The 17,883-nt window shown below is 62.1% G+C and carries 22 protein-coding genes and 1 tRNA gene; 11 read left to right on the plus strand and 12 right to left on the minus strand.

From position 1 onward, the window contains the following. The first annotated feature begins 105 nt into the window (after positions 1 to 105). The 4 genes from ACQZ5H_RS07595 (at position 106) to ACQZ5H_RS07610 (ending at position 2,010) form a co-directional block, all read left to right on the plus strand. Positions 106 to 366 (plus strand): hypothetical protein, encoded by a 261-nt coding sequence (locus ACQZ5H_RS07595; protein ID WP_112715261.1) that lies wholly within the window; start codon positions 106 to 108, stop codon positions 364 to 366. A 111-nt stretch (positions 367 to 477) separates the two neighbouring features. Then, positions 478 to 1,413, plus strand: a complete 936-nt coding sequence (locus tag ACQZ5H_RS07600; protein ID WP_130278078.1) for a DMT family transporter — start codon at positions 478 to 480, stop codon at positions 1,411 to 1,413. Between the two features lie 71 nt (positions 1,414 to 1,484). After that, positions 1,485 to 1,715, plus strand: a complete 231-nt coding sequence (locus tag ACQZ5H_RS07605; protein WP_449097218.1) for a hypothetical protein — start codon at positions 1,485 to 1,487, stop codon at positions 1,713 to 1,715. Positions 1,716 to 1,773: 58 nt separating this feature from the next. Then, positions 1,774 to 2,010 carry a hypothetical protein gene (locus tag ACQZ5H_RS07610; protein WP_112715267.1) on the plus strand — a complete coding sequence of 79 codons (237 nt, stop codon included), beginning with the start codon at positions 1,774 to 1,776 and terminating at the stop codon, positions 2,008 to 2,010. Positions 2,011 to 2,013: 3 nt separating this feature from the next. Here ACQZ5H_RS07610 and ACQZ5H_RS07615 read toward each other — a convergent pair whose 3' ends face one another. Beyond that, the gene (locus tag ACQZ5H_RS07615) at positions 2,014 to 2,202 is read right to left on the minus strand and encodes a hypothetical protein (protein ID WP_112715269.1); all 189 of its coding nucleotides are present in this window, start codon (positions 2,200 to 2,202) and stop codon (positions 2,014 to 2,016) included. Between the two features lie 310 nt (positions 2,203 to 2,512). Here ACQZ5H_RS07615 and ACQZ5H_RS07620 point away from each other — a divergent pair, with 310 nt between their 5' ends. Further along, on the plus strand, positions 2,513 to 2,917 hold the full coding sequence (locus tag ACQZ5H_RS07620; RefSeq protein ID WP_112715271.1) for a hypothetical protein: 405 nt from the start codon (positions 2,513 to 2,515) through the stop codon (positions 2,915 to 2,917). Between the two features lie 39 nt (positions 2,918 to 2,956). Here ACQZ5H_RS07620 and ACQZ5H_RS07625 read toward each other — a convergent pair whose 3' ends face one another. Beyond that, positions 2,957 to 3,112 (minus strand): entericidin, encoded by a 156-nt coding sequence (locus ACQZ5H_RS07625; RefSeq protein ID WP_112715273.1) that lies wholly within the window; start codon positions 3,110 to 3,112, stop codon positions 2,957 to 2,959. A 263-nt stretch (positions 3,113 to 3,375) separates the two neighbouring features. Here ACQZ5H_RS07625 and ACQZ5H_RS07630 point away from each other — a divergent pair, with 263 nt between their 5' ends. From ACQZ5H_RS07630 to ACQZ5H_RS07640, 3 genes are all read left to right on the plus strand, one after another. Further along, positions 3,376 to 3,570 carry a hypothetical protein gene (locus ACQZ5H_RS07630; RefSeq protein ID WP_449097219.1) on the plus strand — a complete coding sequence of 65 codons (195 nt, stop codon included), beginning with the start codon at positions 3,376 to 3,378 and terminating at the stop codon, positions 3,568 to 3,570. Between the two features lie 84 nt (positions 3,571 to 3,654). After that, complete coding sequence (locus ACQZ5H_RS07635; RefSeq protein WP_449097220.1) at positions 3,655 to 4,359, plus strand: YoaK family protein; 705 nt, start codon at positions 3,655 to 3,657, stop codon at positions 4,357 to 4,359. 86 nt (positions 4,360 to 4,445) lie between these two features. Next, a complete protein-coding gene (locus ACQZ5H_RS07640) occupies positions 4,446 to 4,754 on the plus strand; it encodes a hypothetical protein (protein WP_112715279.1) in 309 nt (102 codons plus the stop codon). Between the two features lie 79 nt (positions 4,755 to 4,833). On the opposite strand, the gene ACQZ5H_RS07645 is transcribed toward ACQZ5H_RS07640, so the two are convergent. The 7 genes from ACQZ5H_RS07645 to ACQZ5H_RS07675 form a co-directional block, all read right to left on the minus strand. After that, a tRNA-Lys gene (locus ACQZ5H_RS07645) sits at positions 4,834 to 4,909 on the minus strand. Positions 4,910 to 5,046: 137 nt separating this feature from the next. Next, a complete protein-coding gene (locus ACQZ5H_RS07650) occupies positions 5,047 to 5,961 on the minus strand; it encodes a PhzF family phenazine biosynthesis protein (RefSeq protein ID WP_130278074.1) in 915 nt (304 codons plus the stop codon). 65 nt (positions 5,962 to 6,026) lie between these two features. Continuing rightward, positions 6,027 to 6,773, minus strand: coding sequence for an NUDIX hydrolase (locus ACQZ5H_RS07655; protein ID WP_449097221.1), 747 nt, complete (start codon positions 6,771 to 6,773; stop codon positions 6,027 to 6,029). Next, complete coding sequence (locus ACQZ5H_RS07660; RefSeq protein ID WP_449097222.1) at positions 6,770 to 7,879, minus strand: endonuclease/exonuclease/phosphatase family protein; 1,110 nt, start codon at positions 7,877 to 7,879, stop codon at positions 6,770 to 6,772. The genes ACQZ5H_RS07655 and ACQZ5H_RS07660 overlap by 4 nt, the downstream gene beginning before the upstream one ends. A 73-nt stretch (positions 7,880 to 7,952) precedes the next feature. Beyond that, a complete protein-coding gene (locus tag ACQZ5H_RS07665) occupies positions 7,953 to 8,981 on the minus strand; it encodes an ABC transporter ATP-binding protein (RefSeq protein WP_449097223.1) in 1,029 nt (342 codons plus the stop codon). Further along, complete coding sequence (locus ACQZ5H_RS07670) at positions 8,969 to 10,663, minus strand: ABC transporter permease (RefSeq protein WP_449097224.1); 1,695 nt, start codon at positions 10,661 to 10,663, stop codon at positions 8,969 to 8,971. The genes ACQZ5H_RS07665 and ACQZ5H_RS07670 overlap by 13 nt, the downstream gene beginning before the upstream one ends. Before the next feature lie 17 nt (positions 10,664 to 10,680). After that, positions 10,681 to 11,661 carry an ABC transporter substrate-binding protein gene (locus ACQZ5H_RS07675; protein WP_112715291.1) on the minus strand — a complete coding sequence of 327 codons (981 nt, stop codon included), beginning with the start codon at positions 11,659 to 11,661 and terminating at the stop codon, positions 10,681 to 10,683. Between the two features lie 176 nt (positions 11,662 to 11,837). On the opposite strand from ACQZ5H_RS07675, the gene ACQZ5H_RS07680 reads away from it, so the two are divergent. Continuing rightward, positions 11,838 to 12,896 carry an aldo/keto reductase gene (locus tag ACQZ5H_RS07680; RefSeq protein WP_413709722.1) on the plus strand — a complete coding sequence of 353 codons (1,059 nt, stop codon included), beginning with the start codon at positions 11,838 to 11,840 and terminating at the stop codon, positions 12,894 to 12,896. A 53-nt stretch (positions 12,897 to 12,949) separates the two neighbouring features. Here the strand turns inward: ACQZ5H_RS07680 and ACQZ5H_RS07685 are convergent, their stop codons facing one another. Together ACQZ5H_RS07685 and ACQZ5H_RS07690 are read right to left on the minus strand one after the other, a co-directional pair. Beyond that, positions 12,950 to 13,396 (minus strand): GNAT family N-acetyltransferase, encoded by a 447-nt coding sequence (locus ACQZ5H_RS07685; RefSeq protein ID WP_449097225.1) that lies wholly within the window; start codon positions 13,394 to 13,396, stop codon positions 12,950 to 12,952. 110 nt (positions 13,397 to 13,506) lie between these two features. After that, complete coding sequence (locus ACQZ5H_RS07690) at positions 13,507 to 14,730, minus strand: aminotransferase-like domain-containing protein (protein WP_449097226.1); 1,224 nt, start codon at positions 14,728 to 14,730, stop codon at positions 13,507 to 13,509. A gap of 284 nt (positions 14,731 to 15,014) precedes the next feature. On the opposite strand from ACQZ5H_RS07690, the gene ACQZ5H_RS07695 reads away from it, so the two are divergent. Both ACQZ5H_RS07695 and ACQZ5H_RS07700 read left to right on the plus strand, forming a co-directional pair. After that, positions 15,015 to 16,115 (plus strand): branched-chain amino acid aminotransferase, encoded by a 1,101-nt coding sequence (locus ACQZ5H_RS07695; protein WP_449097227.1) that lies wholly within the window; start codon positions 15,015 to 15,017, stop codon positions 16,113 to 16,115. 83 nt (positions 16,116 to 16,198) lie between these two features. Then, positions 16,199 to 16,786: a class I SAM-dependent methyltransferase gene (locus ACQZ5H_RS07700; RefSeq protein WP_449097228.1), complete on the plus strand. Its 588-nt coding sequence runs from the start codon at positions 16,199 to 16,201 to the stop codon at positions 16,784 to 16,786. Positions 16,787 to 16,838: 52 nt separating this feature from the next. Here the strand turns inward: ACQZ5H_RS07700 and ilvC are convergent, their stop codons facing one another. Beyond that, positions 16,839 to 17,858, minus strand: coding sequence for a ketol-acid reductoisomerase (gene ilvC, locus ACQZ5H_RS07705; RefSeq protein ID WP_112387060.1), 1,020 nt, complete (start codon positions 17,856 to 17,858; stop codon positions 16,839 to 16,841). Positions 17,859 to 17,883: the final 25 nt, after the last annotated feature.

A 17,883-nucleotide genomic window follows, 5' to 3' on the forward strand; every position in this document is an offset into this window, starting at 1 on the left:
TCAAATCTTGCGTGATCGGTTCACTCTCTTTGGCACAAAATGCCCCGCCGGGCGTTTCATCGATCGTAAGGGCAAATCGCCCCCTTTTCGATTGAGGACATTTTCATGACGCCGGAAGACCGACGCGCCGTTTTCAGCCATCGCAAGATTGCAGCCACCGTCGAAGGAATGACCAAGGAAGATGGCAGCGACCTGCCGATCACGGGCAAATCGCTCGGCGACGCCATTCTCTTCGTCGTCGAGCAAGCCGCAACCGACGCCTCGAGCGTCCATATCGTCTATGGCGACAATGGCACGCTGAGCTACACCGACTGCCTGAGCATCTACCGCGAATATGGCGCCCAGCTGCGCAGCGAGGCACGCTGACGGCAAGACAGCACCGCCGAAACGGCATGGCAGCTATTCGCCGCCGCCCCTGCCTGGGGCGGTATTTCCCGCGTATGGAAGGCTGCGATCCCTCTCACGCGATTCTATGTCATGCCCTCCTCTGCCTCGCCGCTTCGCGGCGTCCTCGTCGCGTTTGCGGCCTATGCCGTCTTTGCCTTCAGCGACGCGTCGATCAAGATCCTCCACGGTGCGATCCCCGCCTATCAGATTGCCTTTCTCGGCTGCGCTTTCGGCATCGTCGTCCTCCCCTTCATCAAGGGCAAGGACGACAGCTGGACGGATCTGGTGAAGACCTCGAACCGCACTCTATGGATGCTGCGCTTTGCCTGCGGCGCGATCGGCGCCATCGCCTCGATCATCACCTTCACCAAGCTGCCGATGGCGGAAGCCTTCTGCCTGCTGTTCCTGCTCCCCTCTTTCGTCACTATCCTCTCGGTGATCTTCCTGAAGGAGGATGTCCGCTGGCAGCGCTGGACGGCCGTCATCGTCGGCTTCATCGGCGTGCTGATCGTGCTGCGCCCGGGCTTTCGCGAACTCTCCGTCGGCCATCTGGCAGCCGCGATCGGCGGCATCAGCGCCGCGATTTCGATCGTCATCCTGCGCGCCATGGGTCCGGCGGAAAAGCGCCTGTCGCTCTATGGCGCCGGCCTCCTGGGCACGCTGATCGTCAGCGGCCTGCTGATGGTCTCCAACATCGCCATCCCGACGGCACGCGAATGGTTCTTCATTGCGAGCTACGGCATTCTCGGCGCGATCGGCAACGTGCTGCTGATGACCGCCGCCCGCCTCGCTCCGGCCAATCTCGTGGCCCCGCCGCAATATAGCCAGATGATCTGGGCGATCGCCTTCGGCTACCTGATCTTCGACGACACGATCGACCTGCCGATGGCAGGCGGCATCGCGCTGATCATCTGCTCCGGCCTGCTGACTCTGGTGCGCGAGCGCAAGCGCGGGACGCCGCTGCCGACGGCCGTCGTCTCCTCCGACAACCAGGCGCCTGCGGTCACGACGGTCGCCACCGACTGAGCCGGTTTTGAAGCTCCGTGGCGGGAACAATCCGGGCATCGGCCTGTTCCCCCTAAAAGCACGGAGTTTTCATGGCTGATAAAAACAGGGCCGAGGGCCGGCAACCCTATATTTCTCCCGCCGAGGAGGAACAGCGTATCTACGAGCAGGAGCGCCGCAGCTGGCTGATCTGGACCTTCGGGATCGCCGGCGCCATCGTCGCGGTCATCATTGCAGGCACGGTCGCCATATCGCCCGGACCCGATCCCGCAACGACGGGATCGACGCCGAAACCACAGCATATCGAGACGCCAGCACCCTGAGCGGCTTTCCTGGAAAGCCGTTCGCCTGTATGACCGGGTGAATCTGGAAGGAAATGAAATGGCCGCACGCGACCGCTTTTCGAAGAAGCTCACCTGCCCGCAATGCGGCAATACCGGTATCGCAGAAGTCTCGGAAGACGATCACCCGACGCGCAAGCATCCGGCATTTCTAATAGACGAGATGCCGCGCGGCTTCTTCGAGGAAAAGGCCTCCAATTTTCAGGAGACCTATATCATCAGATGTGAGTGCAACCGGAAATTCGCCTTCCGGGCACTGACGGAAAAGACCGCCTGACGATCAGGCGAGACCGAGCGGAACCTCGGCAATCTTGCGTCCCGGACCATAGTCACGCTCATGCGAGGAACGGTAACGGCCATCACGCCGGCTGCTGACGTCGATGCGCTGGGTTTCGAAATGCCCATCCGCAAAGGTGCCGGTGTCGGCGGTTTCGACTTCGGGTTTGGCAGCAAAGATTTTGAAGATCATCGTTTCCTCCAGTTCGCTGCCACAACGGCAAGCAGCTCGCTTCCGTTCCACCCTACTGCCGATATAGTTAAAAAATTAACCATACCCGGACACGGAATTTCTGCTCATGAGGGGTAGCCGGCAAAGCGTGCCGCCCTAGTTCATATCGTGCGATGGAGATCGCTTTACTCTCACTTCCCCAGCTGCCCCGCCCCCGGCGGGGTTTCTTTCTATCGAAAGAAACGTCAGCAGCTCCTCATAGAAAAGCATGCATTTTCCCGGATCGCAACAAGTGCTAGTCTTGATTGCAGACGAACGGAGGGGAAATATCATGCCACGTCTAGCTGAACTTTACTTCAAAACCGCGGTCATCTTCTTCATCATCGGCATCGGCATCGGGCTGAAGATGGCGATATCGGAAGATCATACGGTGATCGGTGCACATGCGCACTGTAATCTCTTGGGATGGGTCAGCATGGCGCTGTTCGGCGTCTATTACGCGCTGAACCCGGCCAAGGCCGAGCGCCGGATCGCGATGATCCAATATTACATATATACGGCCGGCGTCGTGATCATGGTGCCGTCGCTCTACATGATGCTCGAAGGCAATATGGCGATGGAACCGCTCGTCGCCGTCTCCTCGCTGATCGTCTTTGTGGGCGTGCTGCTGTTTGCCTTCGTGCTGTTCTCTTCAAAGAGCACGATCAGCGCGCCGACGCCGCAGCCGATGCGCTAGGCGGCAGCCCGAAGGGCGCCGCCTGCAGGCCGGGCGGCGCTACTTCTTGGCACCGGCCGAGAGAACACGATGCGTGGCATTGTCCATGGCATGGCTCGCGTCCTGGCCGTCCTTCTTCAGGCCCCAGGCGGTATTCCCGCAGGAAGACAAAAGAAGAGCGGAAAGGCAGACAAAAGCGAGGGCGGACTTCGGCATTGATATCCCCTGTGTCGAAACTGGCAATGGGATGAAGATGTTACCAACTGTGCCGAAATCAATAGCGGCCGCAGCTTCGCTACGATTTATTCAACGTAACCGCGCAAATGCCAATGTCACGCCCGTGTCACGCTGGATTTTCCGGCATCAATGCTACAACCATGACGAGGCGTCAGTTTTGCGTATGTCCTCCTGTTCAAAGGCCCGCCTCACCCCTAACGCGGCGGGCCTCACCACCCTCGGGGTTCGCCATGTTGAAGCGATTGACCAGGTTTTTGAATCCACCACCGCCGAACAGCTATATCTGGCACCAGTGTGCCGCGCCCTTCCCGCCCCGCAAGTCGATCGACGGCAGCTATACGAGCGATGGACGGCCCACCTGGCGCCGCATCACCCCTGATGGCTGGGAATATCGCCAGGAAGACGCCGCCCGCGCCGATCCGCGGATGTTCGCATAACACCCATGATTTTCACGGCTTGCGCCGATCGCAGACTCACGGCTGACTGAGGGCTCTCAAGGCGTTTCAGCGAGCTTCCCCGATATGCTGGTCCACGAAGGCGATAGCCGCACATCTAAGATCGATCTCCTTCTCGCGGCCGTGCTCGCCTTTGTGGCGGGCGGCGTCAACAGCGCGGGCTTCCTCGCCTTCGGCTATTTCTCCGCCAACATGACCGGTAATGTCTCGATGATCTCCGATCACATGTCGATCCGCGAATTCAGCGCTGCCCTCGCCTTCCTGATGATTGTCGTGATGTTCGTGCTCGGCGCTTTCAGCGCCTCGCTGTTCATCGAGATCGGCAAGCAGCGGCGGCTTGCCAACATCTACGCCCTGACACTGCTCTCCGAAGCAGCGCTATTGCTCGCCGTCGGGCTTTATGCCGGCAGCGCCGGACCGGCCGCGAACGGCATCACCATCGCCGGGCTCCTCAGCTTCACCATGGGCATCCAGAACGCCGCCTCGACGCGCATCTCCGGCAGCCGCGTGCGCACCACCCATGTTTCCGGCATCGCCACCGATATCGGCGTCGGTCTCGCGCTGCTGATCGGCGGCAAGGCCGCACCGGAACGCCCGCAGATCGTCCGCCGCCTGACATTGCATGCTGCGACAGTGCTGTTTTTCCTGCTTGGCGGCGTCGCTGGCGTGCTCGGATACAAGGCGGCGGGCGGAAGCGTATTCTGCGCCTTCAGCGTCATCCTGCTGGCTCTCTGCGCCCGCTACATCAGACGCACCGCGATCGCGCGCTGACGGGCTTGTCTGGCCGGAAAACGCAACCATCTGATGATGGAGGCCAGAGACAATTCCTGCCGCCGCGCATGAGAGGGAATCCGCATATGAAGATCGTCATCGCCGCACTCGCCGCCGCAGTGCTTTTGCCGTCGGCCGCCTTCGCCCTGGATGCCATCGAGGTCAAGGCTCGCGATCACACCTGCAGCGAACTCGCGAAAATCATCCGCCAGAACCCGGCCGTCTTCGTCCGGATCGGCATCGGCGGCCGCAGTTTCCGCCACCCGCCATCGCAGTGCCGGCTGGGCGACAAATGGGCGACCACGAGCCTCAGGGACGCCACCGGAAAGCAGTGCGTTCTCGACTACGCCTGCGTCTACGATCCGGAATCTTTCTACAACAAATTCCCGCGTTAGCGGCTTTCCAAAACGCAAAAGCGCAGCGCCCCTGGTGGGGCGCTGCGGTGCTTTATCTTCAATCTTTTCAAGGAGAAGATGGTGGGTGATGTAGGGCTCGAACCTACGACCCGCTGATTAAGAGTCAGCTGCTCTACCAACTGAGCTAATCACCCATTCCCTTGCGTTTCCGCTCGGTGTCCCGTGCCTCTCGGCGCGGTGTGAGGGGGCGTATAAACAGGATATTCGACCTTGTCTAGCGCCCCTCGAAAAATTCTTCGATTTTTTTCTGCATGGCTGAAATGCAATGAAATCAAAGGTCGAGCGAACCCGTGGCCAAACGCACTGCCTGGCCGCCAATCCGGGCGTTTGAGATCGCTCCAGCCTCGACATCCATGTGAAGGTGGATAATCGAGGGCCGGCCCATTTCCACACCCTGTTCGATGGTGATCGGGTGATGACCATCAGGCAGACGGTCGAAATGGTGAATCGCTCCGGAGAGTGCAGCCGCCGCAGAACCGGTCGCCGGGTCCTCGACGATCCCCATTCCGCTCGCAAACATCCGCGCGTGGAACTTCGCCGAATGGTTCACCCCGCCGCGGCAGTAGATATAGGCCGAAGCCAGCGCGCCATCGACGAAGGGCACCGTCTTTTCCCAAAGCTGCGGATCGAACTCCATGCGCTGGGCCGCACCGACGTCATGGATCGGCACCAGCAGGAACGGCACGCCGGCGCTCCAGATCGACGGAACGTGATTCTCGAATCCCACCTCCGTCACCTTCAGCGACAGCGCGTTGGCGATACCGAGCTTTTCGAGCGGCATGGCGATCTGCTGCGATTTGCGCGGCAGATCGAATTCGGCAAAACTCGCGACGCCCTCGCGCAGCCGCACCGCACAGCGCACCGGCCCGACATTTTCTTCCAGCACGCAGACGAGATCGAGCGTCGCATCGCTGCCATGCGTGCGCTCGGCGAGCGCGATCGCGGTACCCACGGTCGGATGACCGGCAAAAGGCAGTTCACGGCCCGGCGTGAAGATGCGGATCCTGGCGCTATAGGCGGGATTGGCCGACTTCTGGACGAAGACGGTCTCGGACAGATTGGTTTCGCGGGCGATCGATTGCATCGCCTCGTCGCTCAGGTCCTCGCCGTCGAAGATGACGGCCAGCGGATTGCCGGCGAGCTTGCGGTCGGTGAACACATCGTAGACGCTGTAGCTGCGCGCCACATCGGCCTCCTTGAATCGGTCATCGAACCGCCAACCTGCCCGACCGGCGAAACGAGTGCAAGGTTTTAGGTTTTGTCTGGATTACCAAAATACCAATCGATGACCGGCAGCATGGCGACGTTATACGGATAGGCGGAATGATCGGCGGATCGGATCGCCACCGCACCGGCGATTTCCTTGTCTTCGGCCACCAACATATGCGCCGCGATCCGCTCGACGATCTCGTCCGCAGTCAGATCGAAACGATACAGCCGCATGACGGTGACGGTGCGGCGGAAGCGGCTGGCATAGTAGCTGTCGCCCGGCGTCGAATGGGCGAGATCGAGACCGGTCTCCTCCAGCACCTCGCGGCGCATGTTGAATTCGAGGTCACAGACGCCGGATGCGATATCCTCGGGCTCCAGCGAACCGGCAGCGAAATAGACCTGGCCGGGATTGGCGGTATGCGCGCCCATGCGGATCGCCACCAGCGCGTTGTCGGAGGTTTCGATGACAGGATAGGCGAACAGGTGCATGCCGCCCGTCCGGTCCTGTTGGCGCCGCCAGTACATGAAGGTCGAGAACGGGATCACGTATCCCTGCCCCCTGATCCCATCCTCGCCGAATGCCAGCCGGTGCTGAAACACCATGCGCCCGTCGAAAAGCGCCGGATTGGCCTTCACCTCGGCCTCCCAGTTGGCGGCGATCTCGTCGCGCCTGGATATCCGGTAGGGATGCTCGCCGTCGAGAACGCGAAGGTCGATCTTGGCAACGGGAAATACGGTCTGCTCCGGCGGCCAGCCGGCAAATTCCTCTGAAAATATCGAGTTCATTTCAAATCCAGTGTCATGACTACAGGGCAATGGTCGGACGCCTTTGGCCTGTCCCAGCCGGTGCGCGGATAGCGCTCGACTTCCTGGCCCGGCGGAAAGACGGTGCGGAAAGGCTGGCCGTGGCGGATGATTTCGGGCTGGCGCCCGGCATTGACGCTGGCTAGCGCCGGAGACAGCCAGATATAATCGAGCTGGCAGAGCCACTGCTCCTGAGGCCCGCGGGCGTGGTAGAGCGTCCAGCGATCCATTTCGTCGCGGCGGCGCATGACATTCTCGGCAAAACCGTCATGGCTGAAAACGTCGAGTGCGCTCTCGGCCTCGTTCTTGTGCTCGAACCGATAGCCGGTGCGGCGCGTGCCGATCACATCGACGCGTTCCTGGTAGTCGTTCATGTCGCCGCAGATGGCGAAATTCTTCGTGGCCGTCTGCCCGGCGCCGAAGCGGTTCTCGATGATCCGGCGCACGGCGCGCGCCTCGGCGCGGCGCACCGGCATGGTCGCCTGCCGCCCGTCCAGCCCGTCGCGCGGACTGCCCATCGATTTGAAATGCACGACATAGAGCGTGAAGGGCACGCCGCCGATCAGGAGATCGAGCTCTAGGCAGTCGCGCTTGAAGATCTTGTCGTCGATATGGGCATTCTGGCCCAGCGTCTCGTCGAACAGGTCGAGATCGCGATAGGTCAGCATCGCATGGCTCTTGATGTCGCGAAGCTCGATCTTGCGTCCGTCGCGCGTCTCCTCGCGCATCAGCACGGCAACGTCGATGCCGCGGCTGTCATTGCCCTCGACCAGATATTTCTGCCGGTAGCCATTGCCGACCATGCGGAACAGATAGCCGTATTCGAAGGCCTGCAGCGCCGCCATGTTGTCGATTTCCTGCAGGCAGAGGATATCCGCATCGGCATCAGCGATCGCCAAGGCCGTCATCTGGCGGGTATCGTCGGTCGCCGCGATCACGCGCGCCTGCTCCAGCTGCTGGTAGACGCCCTCGTTGCGCACCTCGAAGAGCTGGATGACCCGGTCCTGGCGCAGCTGGTTGCGAAAGCCGGTAAAGTCGAAACGCGTCATCAGATTTTCGACATTGAAGGTAGCGAGGCGAAGCGACATCAGGCATTCCCGTTTGCATGCTGCTTCGCCATTGGTACAGACGAAAATTGCATTCGTGAAGGCCGAAGCCCGATCAGAGCCGCCAGGCCGAACGCACCGCCGCCATCACGTTATCGCCCGCCGAAACCCGCTCGCGGCTGAAGGCGCGGAGAACTTGGCCATCGGCAAGCAACAGCTTCACCGCATAGCGCTCGCCCTCATAGAGCACGCTGTCGACGAGAGCGGGGATGCCCTCGCCGCCGATCACCACATCCTCGGGCCGCACGAGGATATCGCTCATGTCACCGCCCGTACCGGTAGCCTCCAGCGCCGTACGCATCACGTCCCAATCAAGCACACGCTTATCACCAAGCGGTGACGCAAGACGCAAGATAGCACCACGGCCGATCAACCCACCGACCATCCGTCCCTCCGGCCGCGCATAGATCTCGGCAGGCGCCGCCACCTGCAGCAGTCGCCCTTCCGACATCACGGCAACGTCGGTCGCCAGCGCCATCGCCTCGCTCTGGTCGTGCGTCACATAGATCATCGTCGCGCCGGAGCGCTGGTGGAACTCGCGGAACGTCTCTTCCATCTCCTGCTTCAGGTGCCGGTCGAGATTGGCGAGCGGCTCGTCGAGCAGCACGACATCGGGCGATGTCACCAGGCAGCGGGCCAGCGCCACGCGCTGCCTCTGGCCGCCGGAAAGATCGGCGGGGCGCCGGTCCGCATAGTCGCTGAGCCGCACCGTCGCCAGCGCCTCGCGCACCTTGCTGCGATAGGCCTCGCCCTTCACGCCGCGCACCTTCAGCGGATATCCGGCATTGTCGGCAACGCTCATATGCGGCCAGAGCGCATAGGACTGGAAGACCATCGCCATGTTGCGCCGCTCCGGCGGCAGCGATTGCGAGGCATCGGCAAGCAGCCGCTCGCCGAGATGGATCGAACCATCCGTCGGCGTTTCGAACCCGGCGATCATCCTGAGAACCGTCGTCTTGCCGCAGCCGGAGGGACCGAGCAGCGCCAGAAAGCCGCCGTCCCGAACATCGAGCGAAAGGCCACTGACGGCCGCACGCCCGGTGCCGAAGTCCTTGCTGACCTGATTGAGCGTCAGTTTCGCCACGGCACCACTCCCTTGGGCAGCCGCTTTGCCATCAGTTCCAGAAGTAGCATCATGAAAACGACCATCAGCACGACCAGCACGGAGAGCGCCGAAGCAAGATCCGAACTGCCGCTGTCGTCGAGATTATAGATCGCGACACCCAGCGTCTGCGTTCCCGCCGACCAGAGCAGCGCAGAGATCGTCAGCTCGTTGCAGGCAATGAGGAAGACGAGGATGACGGAGGCGCCGGCAGCAGGCGCAATCAGCGGCACGATGATATCGGCAAGCCGCCGAAAGAAGCCGGCTCCGGCAAGACGCGCGGCCTCTTCCAGCGCCGGATCGAGCTGATGAAAGGCGCTGACGACGGGCTTCAGGCTGACGGCGAAGAAGCTCGAGAGATAGGCAACGAGAATGATCCAGACCGTGCCGTAAAGCGTGACGTTGACAACCGGCAGCGGCGCCGCAAAGACCAGAATGAAGGACACGGCAATGACGATGCCCGGCAGCGAATAGGGTATCTCGATCGCACTCGAAACCAGCCGCGCCAGAAGATCCCGCCGCCTGCTGAGCGCATAGGCGGCAAGCACGGTCACCACCAGGAGACACAGAGCAGCACCCGCCGCCAGCGACAGCGAATTGACGAACGCAGTGCGGGTGATCGCCTGGCGGAACAGGATTTCCGAGAAGGCGTGAAAGGACATGGTCTTGAAGGTCAGCGGCACGCCGTAAGCCGGAACCAGCGCGCCCGCGACCAGCGCGAAGAACGGCGCCGCCAGCATGAAGAACAGCACGATCCAAAGCAGCGGCGTGAAGACATGACGCCAGCCGCCGAGCTCGAATGCGGCGGTCGCCCCGGAGAGACCCAGCACCCGGTAATCCCGCCCGCGAAGCGCCCGCTCCTGGATGGCGAGACCCGCGACCGAGATCAGCGCGATGATCGCCGAGAGCAGCGCCACGTCCCCGAAGGTGCGGCTGGTGAAGGCCGAGAATTTCGAGAAGATCAGCGTCGGCAGCGTATAGATCGAAGCCGGAATGCCGAGGATCGCAGGAATGCCGAAATTGCCGGTGCAGGAGACGAAGGAGATCGCCGCACCCGCGATGACACCGGGCAGTGACAGCGGCAGGATGATATCGCGAAACACCCGCAGGCTGGAGGCGCCGGAAAGCCGGGCCGCCTCGACGCCGTCGCGCGGCAGGCTCATCAACCCGGCCCGCAGCGCGAGATAGACGAGCGGCGCATGCTGGACGCCGTAGAGCAGCGCGATGCCGCCGACCGAATAGAGCGGCTGCGGCGTGCCGAGCGGCGGGGCGATATGCAGCGCCTTCAGAAGCGGGCTCGATGGCCCGGACATCTGCACCCAGGCAAGCGCCGTGACCTGCGGCGGGATCATCATCGGCAGCACGAACAGGAAGCTGATCAGCCCCTTGCCGCGAATATCCGTCAGCGTCAGCAGAAAGGCGAAAGCGCAGCCGATGACGAGCGAGATGATGGTGCCGAACACCGCCGTCAGCAGCGTATAATAGGTCGCCGACCAGAGCGCCGGGTCGCCGAGCACCGCCCCTGCCCCGCCATTCGACAGCGCAGCGATCCCCGCCACCGCCAGCCGCGCCAGCGGCAGGACGCTCAGAACAAGCACCACCAGAATGATAAAGGGAAACAGCCAGGCTGGCTGGCTGTTTCCCGGACGAACGTAACCCTGCATCGACTATCCGGTTTCGATCAATTCGACCCGTAGATACCCGAGAAGGTCTTCAGATCCTGATCCGTATTCTTCAGCGCCTCGGCGGCATTGATCGGCAGCACCTTGATGCTGTCGCGCGCCGGAAAGCCTTCCGGCAGCTTCATGCCGTTGCGGGCCGGAATATAGCCGAGTTTCAGGAAGCCTTCCTGGCCTTTTTCCGAGAGAACGTAGTCGACGAACTTCTTCGCCGCATCGGCATTCTTGGCGCTGGCGAGGATGCCGACCGGCTCGGTCACGGCCGAAACGCCTTCTTCCGGGAAGACGAACTCGACCGGCGCGCCCTTGGCCTTCTCGCGGATCGGCATGTAGTCGACGACCATGCCGTAAGCCTTTTCGCCCGAGGCGACGGCCTTCAGGATGGCGCCATTGCCGCCGGCGGCGGTCGCTCCGTTATCGGCAAGCGCCTTGTAGTAATCCCAGCCGAGACCGGAAACGCCGGCCAGCGTCTGCGCATGGATCAGCGCCGCACCCGAGGTCAGCGGGCTCGGCATCGTGACGAGGCCCTTGGCTTCCGGCTTCGTCAGGTCCTTCCAGCTCGTCGGCTTCATCGAGGCCGAGGTGTTGTACATGATGCCGGTGGTGATCAGCTTGGTCGAATAGTAGTAGCCGTCGGCGTCATAGAGCGCCGCATCGTAGTTGGCGGCTTCCGGCGACTTGTAGGCCATCAGCTTGCCGGCTTCCTTCAGACGCTCGAGCGTCACGGTATCAGCGATCAGCAGAACGTCGGCAACCGGATTGCCGGCCTCGATCTCGGCCTGCAGCTTGGCCATGATCTTCGGCGTGCCGTCGCGCACCCAGTCGACCTTGATATCGGGGTTGGCGGCCATGAAGCCGTCGACGGTCGCCTGTGCGTCTTCGTTCGGCTGGCTCGTATAGAGCACCAGATTGCCGGCATGGGCGGAAACGGAGACGAGACCGGCCGCGATCAGCGCAGCGAGAGCGGAGAGCTTCTTCTTCATGGTGATATCCCTGAGCGTGAAAGTTAGCCGTTCCATAGACAGGCCGAATAACATGATTGTGACAGTCGGCTAAAGATGCCGCGTCGAAGATGGCCATCTGCGCTTGACCATGACGCCGAGCCGCTATTTGTTTGCGGCAGATTGCGCGTTTCCGTTCAAATTTGGGAGAGAGGATAATGGAATATCGTCTGCTTGGCCGTTCCGGCCTGAAGATTTCAACCGTGACCATGGGCACCATGACCTTCGGCGGCGTCGGCTGGGCGAAGGCGACCGGCAGCCAGGATGTGGCCGAAGCCAGCCGCCTCGTCGATCTCTGCCTCGATGCCGGCGTCAACCTGATCGATACCGCCGACGTCTATTCGGCCGGCGCCTCCGAGGAGATCATCGGCGAAGTGCTCGGTGGCAAGCGCAAGAACGGCGTCATGCTCGCCACCAAGGCCCGCTTCCGCATGGGTGACGGCCCGAACGATGTCGGCTCCTCACGCCAGCACCTGATCGAAGCCTGCGAAGCCAGCCTTCGCCGCATGAAGACCGATGTCATCGACCTCTACCAGCTGCATGAATGGGACGGGCAGACACCGGTCGAGGAAACCATGGAGGCACTCGATACGCTCGTGCGCCAGGGCAAGGTCCGCTATATCGGCTGCTCCAACTTCTCCGGCTGGCACATCATGAAGGCGCTCGGCGTCTCCAGAGAGCATAACTACCAGCGCTTCGTCAGCCAGCAGATCCACTACACGCTGGAAGCCCGCGATGCCGAATACGAACTGCTGCCGGTGTCGATCGACCAGGGCCTCGGCGTCCTCGTCTGGAGCCCGCTGGCCGCCGGCCTGCTCTCCGGCAAGCACCGCCGCAACCAGGCGACGCCTGAGGGCACCCGCCAGTTCGCCGGCTGGCCCGAGCCGCCGATCCGCGACGAGAACCGTCTGTGGAATATCGTCGATACGCTGGTCTCGATCGCCGAAAGCCGCGGCGTCTCGGCCGCCCAGGTGGCGCTCGCCTGGCTGATCGGCCGCAGGACGGTGACCTCGGTCATCATCGGCGGCCGCACGGAAGCGCAGTTCAAGGACAATCTTGCAGCAGCCGACCTGAAGCTGACAGCCGAAGAGCGCAAGCGCCTCGACGACGTCAGCGTCCCGCCGCTGCTCTATCCCTACTGGCACCAGCGCAACACGGCGAGCGACCGGCTGAGCGAGGCCGATCTCGAACTGATCGCCCCGCACCTGAACCAGTAAAAATCAGAGAATGATCGGCGCCTTTCAGGCGCCGATTTGGCATCGGAGAACCGCTATCCGCCGAGCCTTTCAAGAACCTTCGTAAATCTCAACCCGGTATGTTCATACCCGCAACGCTTGTAGAGGCGGTGCGCGTCTTCTCGGCGGGAGTTGGGTTTCACCGTCGCGAGGCGGGCGCCGCGGTCATAGAGCCAGCGCTCGCCATGAGCGACCAACAATCCGGCAATGCCTCTTCCCCTGAAGTTCGAGGAAACGACCAGCGCGACGATGGCACCATCAAGATCGTCTCGGTAGAGCGTCGGAGAGACGGACAAGCCAATCATTCCGGCAACCGCACCGTCTTCATCGGCGACAAATATAGCGTGGTCCTCACGGCCACTCAGCCGCTCAAGTCGGGCGGTCATTCTGTCGGAGGTTGTCGGATAACCCAGTTCGGCCATCAGCCTCGCCAGCTCCTCGGCATCAGACAGAGTTGCCATCCTGACCTTGATCCCGCTCATCGTCGTTCCTCAACCTTCCGAAGCGGCGGGAAGATGCAACGCGAGGCGAGTCGATGCAACCGGGTATCCGACAGGAGCTCGCGTCGCACCAATCACGCCGACTATCCGCCCTAAAGCGCGCCGATCTCACCGGCGACCAGCTTGCCGAGACGGCCAATGCCCTCCTCGATCATCTGATCGTTGGCGCAGGAGAAGCTGAGGCGGATGGTGTTGGCGCCCGAGCCGTCGGCGAAGAAGGCCTTGCCGGGAACGAAGGCGACCCGCGTGGTCTCGATTGACTTGGCGAGCAGCGCCGCGCCATCCATGCCCTCCGGCAGCGTGATCCAGATGAACATGCCGCCTTCCGGTTTCGTCCAGCTGACACCATCAGGCATGTGCCTGGCGAGTGCTGCCAGCATCGCATCGCGGCGATGGCCGTAGGCGGCCTTGATCTTGGCGACCTGCGCATCGAAACCGCGCTCGGCCACCTCGGCGATGGCGATCTGGTTGATCGTCGAGGAATGCAGGTCGGCCGCCTGTTTCATCAGCACCAGCTTGCGGATAACGGGCGCGTTGGCGACGATGAAGCCGACGCGAAGGCCCGGCGCCAGCGTCTTCGAGAAGCTGCCGCAATAGATCGTGCGAGTATCGTTGATATGGCCCTTTTTGGCGATCTCGAGCGACAGGATCGGCGGAATCGCCTCTCCGTCGTAGCGGAGATTCTGATAGGCCGCGTCCTCGATGACGGCAATATCGAGATCTTCGGCCAGCGCCAGAACCTTCTCGCGGCCTTCGCGGTCGACAGTCTCGCCGGTCGGGTTGGAGAAGTCGGCGGAGAGATAGGCGAACTTCACCTTGCCGCCGTTCTGCGCGGCTGCCGCCTTGTAGCTCTCGGGCGTGCGGTTGCCGTTTGGCGTCAGCTGGTCGTAGGAAGGCTCATAGGCGTTGAAGGCCTGCAGCGCGCCGAGATAGGTCGGCCACGTCACCAGTGCCGTATCCTTCGGCGACAGGAAGAGCTTGCCGAGATAATCGAGGCCCTGCTGCGAACCGGAGACGATGAAGACGTTTTCGGCCTCGCAGGCAATACCGAGACCGGCCATCTGCTTCACCAGCCATTCGCGCAGCGGCTTGTAGCCTTCGCTGACCGAATATTGCAGCGCCGAGTTGACCGCGCCGCCATCGAAAATCCCGGCATAGGCTGCCTTGAACTCCTTGTCCGGAAACAGCGCCGGATCCGGAATGCCGCCGGCAAAGGAGATGATATCGGGCTGATCGAGCAGTTTCAGCAGTTCTCTGATTTCGGAGGCGCGCATGCGTGACGAGCGCGTCGCAAACATTTCATCCCAGTTCAGCATCGGGGTTTCCTCAGTCTCTTTTTATGATGCTGGCAGATCACCACGGCACAGAAATTATGTCAACAATGCTGACCTATTTTCTTGTCGCGGTGACAAGTTTGGGCGAATTGGTCGCGGAAAGCGGCACTGATGAGAAAACCGGACCGAATTGCCTCGAACATTCGCCGCACCCAGTCATCATTCGCTGACGAAATGCCGAAACTCGCTGAAACAGACCTTTCCAAAGCGGGTACGGCAGCAGTAGTGTGCCGCGCATTATTCAATGGACTACCAAGGTGCCAGCAATGACCGCGACGTCGCCCTCTCCTGAAATCACAATCGAATTCCACAAGTCTCCCGTCTCCGACGCCGACCGCGTCAAGGCGCTTGAGACCCCCGGCTTCGGCAAGGTCTTTACGGATCACATGGTCCTGGCGAAATGGACCGCCGACAAGGGCTGGCACGACGCGAAGGTGACGCCGCGCCGCCCGCTGGAACTCGACCCCGCCAGCGCCGTCCTGCACTACGCCCAGGAAATCTTCGAGGGCATGAAGGCCTACAAGGCTGATGACGGCCGCGTCCTTCTCTTCCGTCCGGAAGAAAACGCCCGCCGCTTCGCCCAGTCGGCGGCCCGCATGGCAATGCCCGCCGTGCCTGAAGATCTTTTCCTGAAGGCCGTCGAAGAGCTCGTCCGCGTCGACAAGAACTGGATCCCCTCGGGCGATGCCAGCCTCTACCTCCGCCCGTTCATGTTCGCCAACGAAGCTTTCCTCGGCGTTCGTCCGGCGCAGGAATATATCTTCTGCATCATCGCCTCGCCTGTTGGCGCCTACTTCAAGGGCGGCGCCAAGGCTGTGTCGCTCTGGGTCGAGACGGAATATACCCGCGCGGCCGCCGGCGGCACCGGTGCAGCGAAGTGCGGCGGCAACTATGCGGCCAGCCTCGTGGCCCAGGCCGAAGCCGCAAAGAAGGAATGCGACCAGGTCGTCTTCCTCGATGCAGCCGAACACCGCTGGGTCGAAGAACTCGGCGGCATGAACGTCTTCTTCGTGATGAACGATGGTACGGTCGTCACCCCGCCGCTCGGTGGCACGATCCTGCCGGGCATCACCCGCGCTTCGGTCATCGTGCTTGCCGAGGAAAAGGGCCTGCGCGTCGAACAGCGTCCCTATTCCTTCGACGAATGGCAGGCTGATGCCAAGAGCGGCAAGCTCGTGGAAGCCTTCGCCTGCGGCACGGCCGCCGTTCTCGCAGGCATTGGCCTCGTGCGCCATGCCGGCGGCGAGTTCCTGGTCGGCGACGGCCAGACCGGCAAGCTGACATCAGAACTGCGCCAGCAGCTCGTCGGCCTGCAGAAGGGCACCACCAACGACGAGCGCGGCTGGACCCGCCTCATTCCGGCCTGACCTTGCGTTAGCCGCAACGGACGAAACCACCTTCGAAACCGGGCTCCTCGCCCGGTTTCTTGCTATTGGAGAGGTCCCCAAGCATGTCCAACGACGAAACCTCAGCCTTCTACGACGGCAATGCCGAAACCTACGCCTCCCGCGAGCGACGCCTGCCAACCAAGCGCCTCGATGCCTTCCTCGCCGCACTCCCGGCGGGCGCAAAAATCCTCGAACTCGGCTGCGGCGGCGGGCAGGACAGCGCCTATATGCTGGGAAAGGGTTTCGACGTGACGCCGACGGATGGATCGGCAGAGCTCGCCAGGCAGGCGGAAAAACTGATCGGCCGGCCGGTGACCGTCATGCGGTTTCAGGATCTGCAGGCCATCGGCGAATTCGACGGCGTCTGGGCGGAAGCCAGCCTGCTGCATGTTCCCCGCGGGGAACTTTTCGACGTTTTCTCCCGCATCCACGGCGCCCTCAAACCGGGCGCTCCCTTGCATGCCAGCTTCAAGGCCGGAGAAGCCGAGGGACATGACGGCTTCGGCCGCTATTACAACTACCCCTCGCCCGATTGGCTCTCGCAGTGCCTGACCGCAGGCGGCTGGCGCGACATCGCACTATCGGAAGCCGATGGCGGCGGCTACGACGGCAAGCCGACCCGCTGGCTCTTCCTCACCGTCCGGAAATGAAAAAGGCCGGAGCTTTCGCCCCGGCCTCTCGCAATATCAGTCGCAGAAGCGATTAGTTGACCGACTTGTCGACCAGCTTGTTCTTGCCGATCCACGGCATCATGCCGCGAAGCTTGGCGCCGACTTCTTCGATCTGGTGGCTGTCGTTCATGCGGCGGATGCCCTTGAAGCGCGAGCCGCCGGCACGGTATTCCTGCATCCAGTCGGACGTGAACTTGCCGGTCTGGATGTCGTGCAGGACGCGCTTCATTTCAGCCTTGGTTTCAGCCGTGATGATGCGCGGGCCGGTGACGTATTCGCCCCACTCAGCCGTGTTCGAGATCGAGTAGTTCATGTTGGCGATACCGCCTTCATAGATCAGGTCGACGATCAGCTTCACTTCGTGCAGGCACTCGAAATAGGCCATCTCCGGAGCGTAGCCGGCTTCGGTCAGGGTTTCGAAACCAGCGCGGATGAGCTCGACGAGACCGCCGCAGAGAACGACCTGTTCGCCGAAGAGGTCGGTTTCGCACTCTTCGCGGAAATTGGTTTCGATGATACCCGAACGGCCGCCGCCGACGCCGCAGGCGTAGGAGAGAGCGAGTTCAAGAGCGTTGCCCGAAGCGTTCTGGTGAACGGCAACGAGGCAGGGAACGCCGCCGCCCTTCTGGTATTCGCCGCGAACCGTGTGGCCCGGGCCCTTCGGCGCGATCATGACGATATCGACGGAAGCCTTCGGCTCGATGAGGCCGAAGTGGATGTTGAGGCCGTGTGCGAAAGCGATCGCAGCGCCGTCACGGATGTTGGCGGCGATGTCGGCCTTGTAGATGTCGGCCTGCAGTTCGTCCGGGGTGGCCATCATCATCAGGTCGGCCCAGCCGGCAGCTTCGGCAACGGTCATGACCTTGAAGCCATCGGCTTCGGCCTTCTTGATCGTCGGCGAACCGGCCTTGAGGCCGATGACGACGTTCTGTGCACCGCTGTCCTTCAGGTTCAGCGCGTGGGCGCGGCCCTGCGAACCGTAGCCGATGATGGCGACCTTCTTGGACTTGATCAGGTTGAGATCGGCATCACGATCGTAATAGACGCGCATTGTAGAGTTCCTTCCCTTTTGCTTG

The organism is Rhizobium sp. 21-4511-3d (assembly GCF_053522545.1).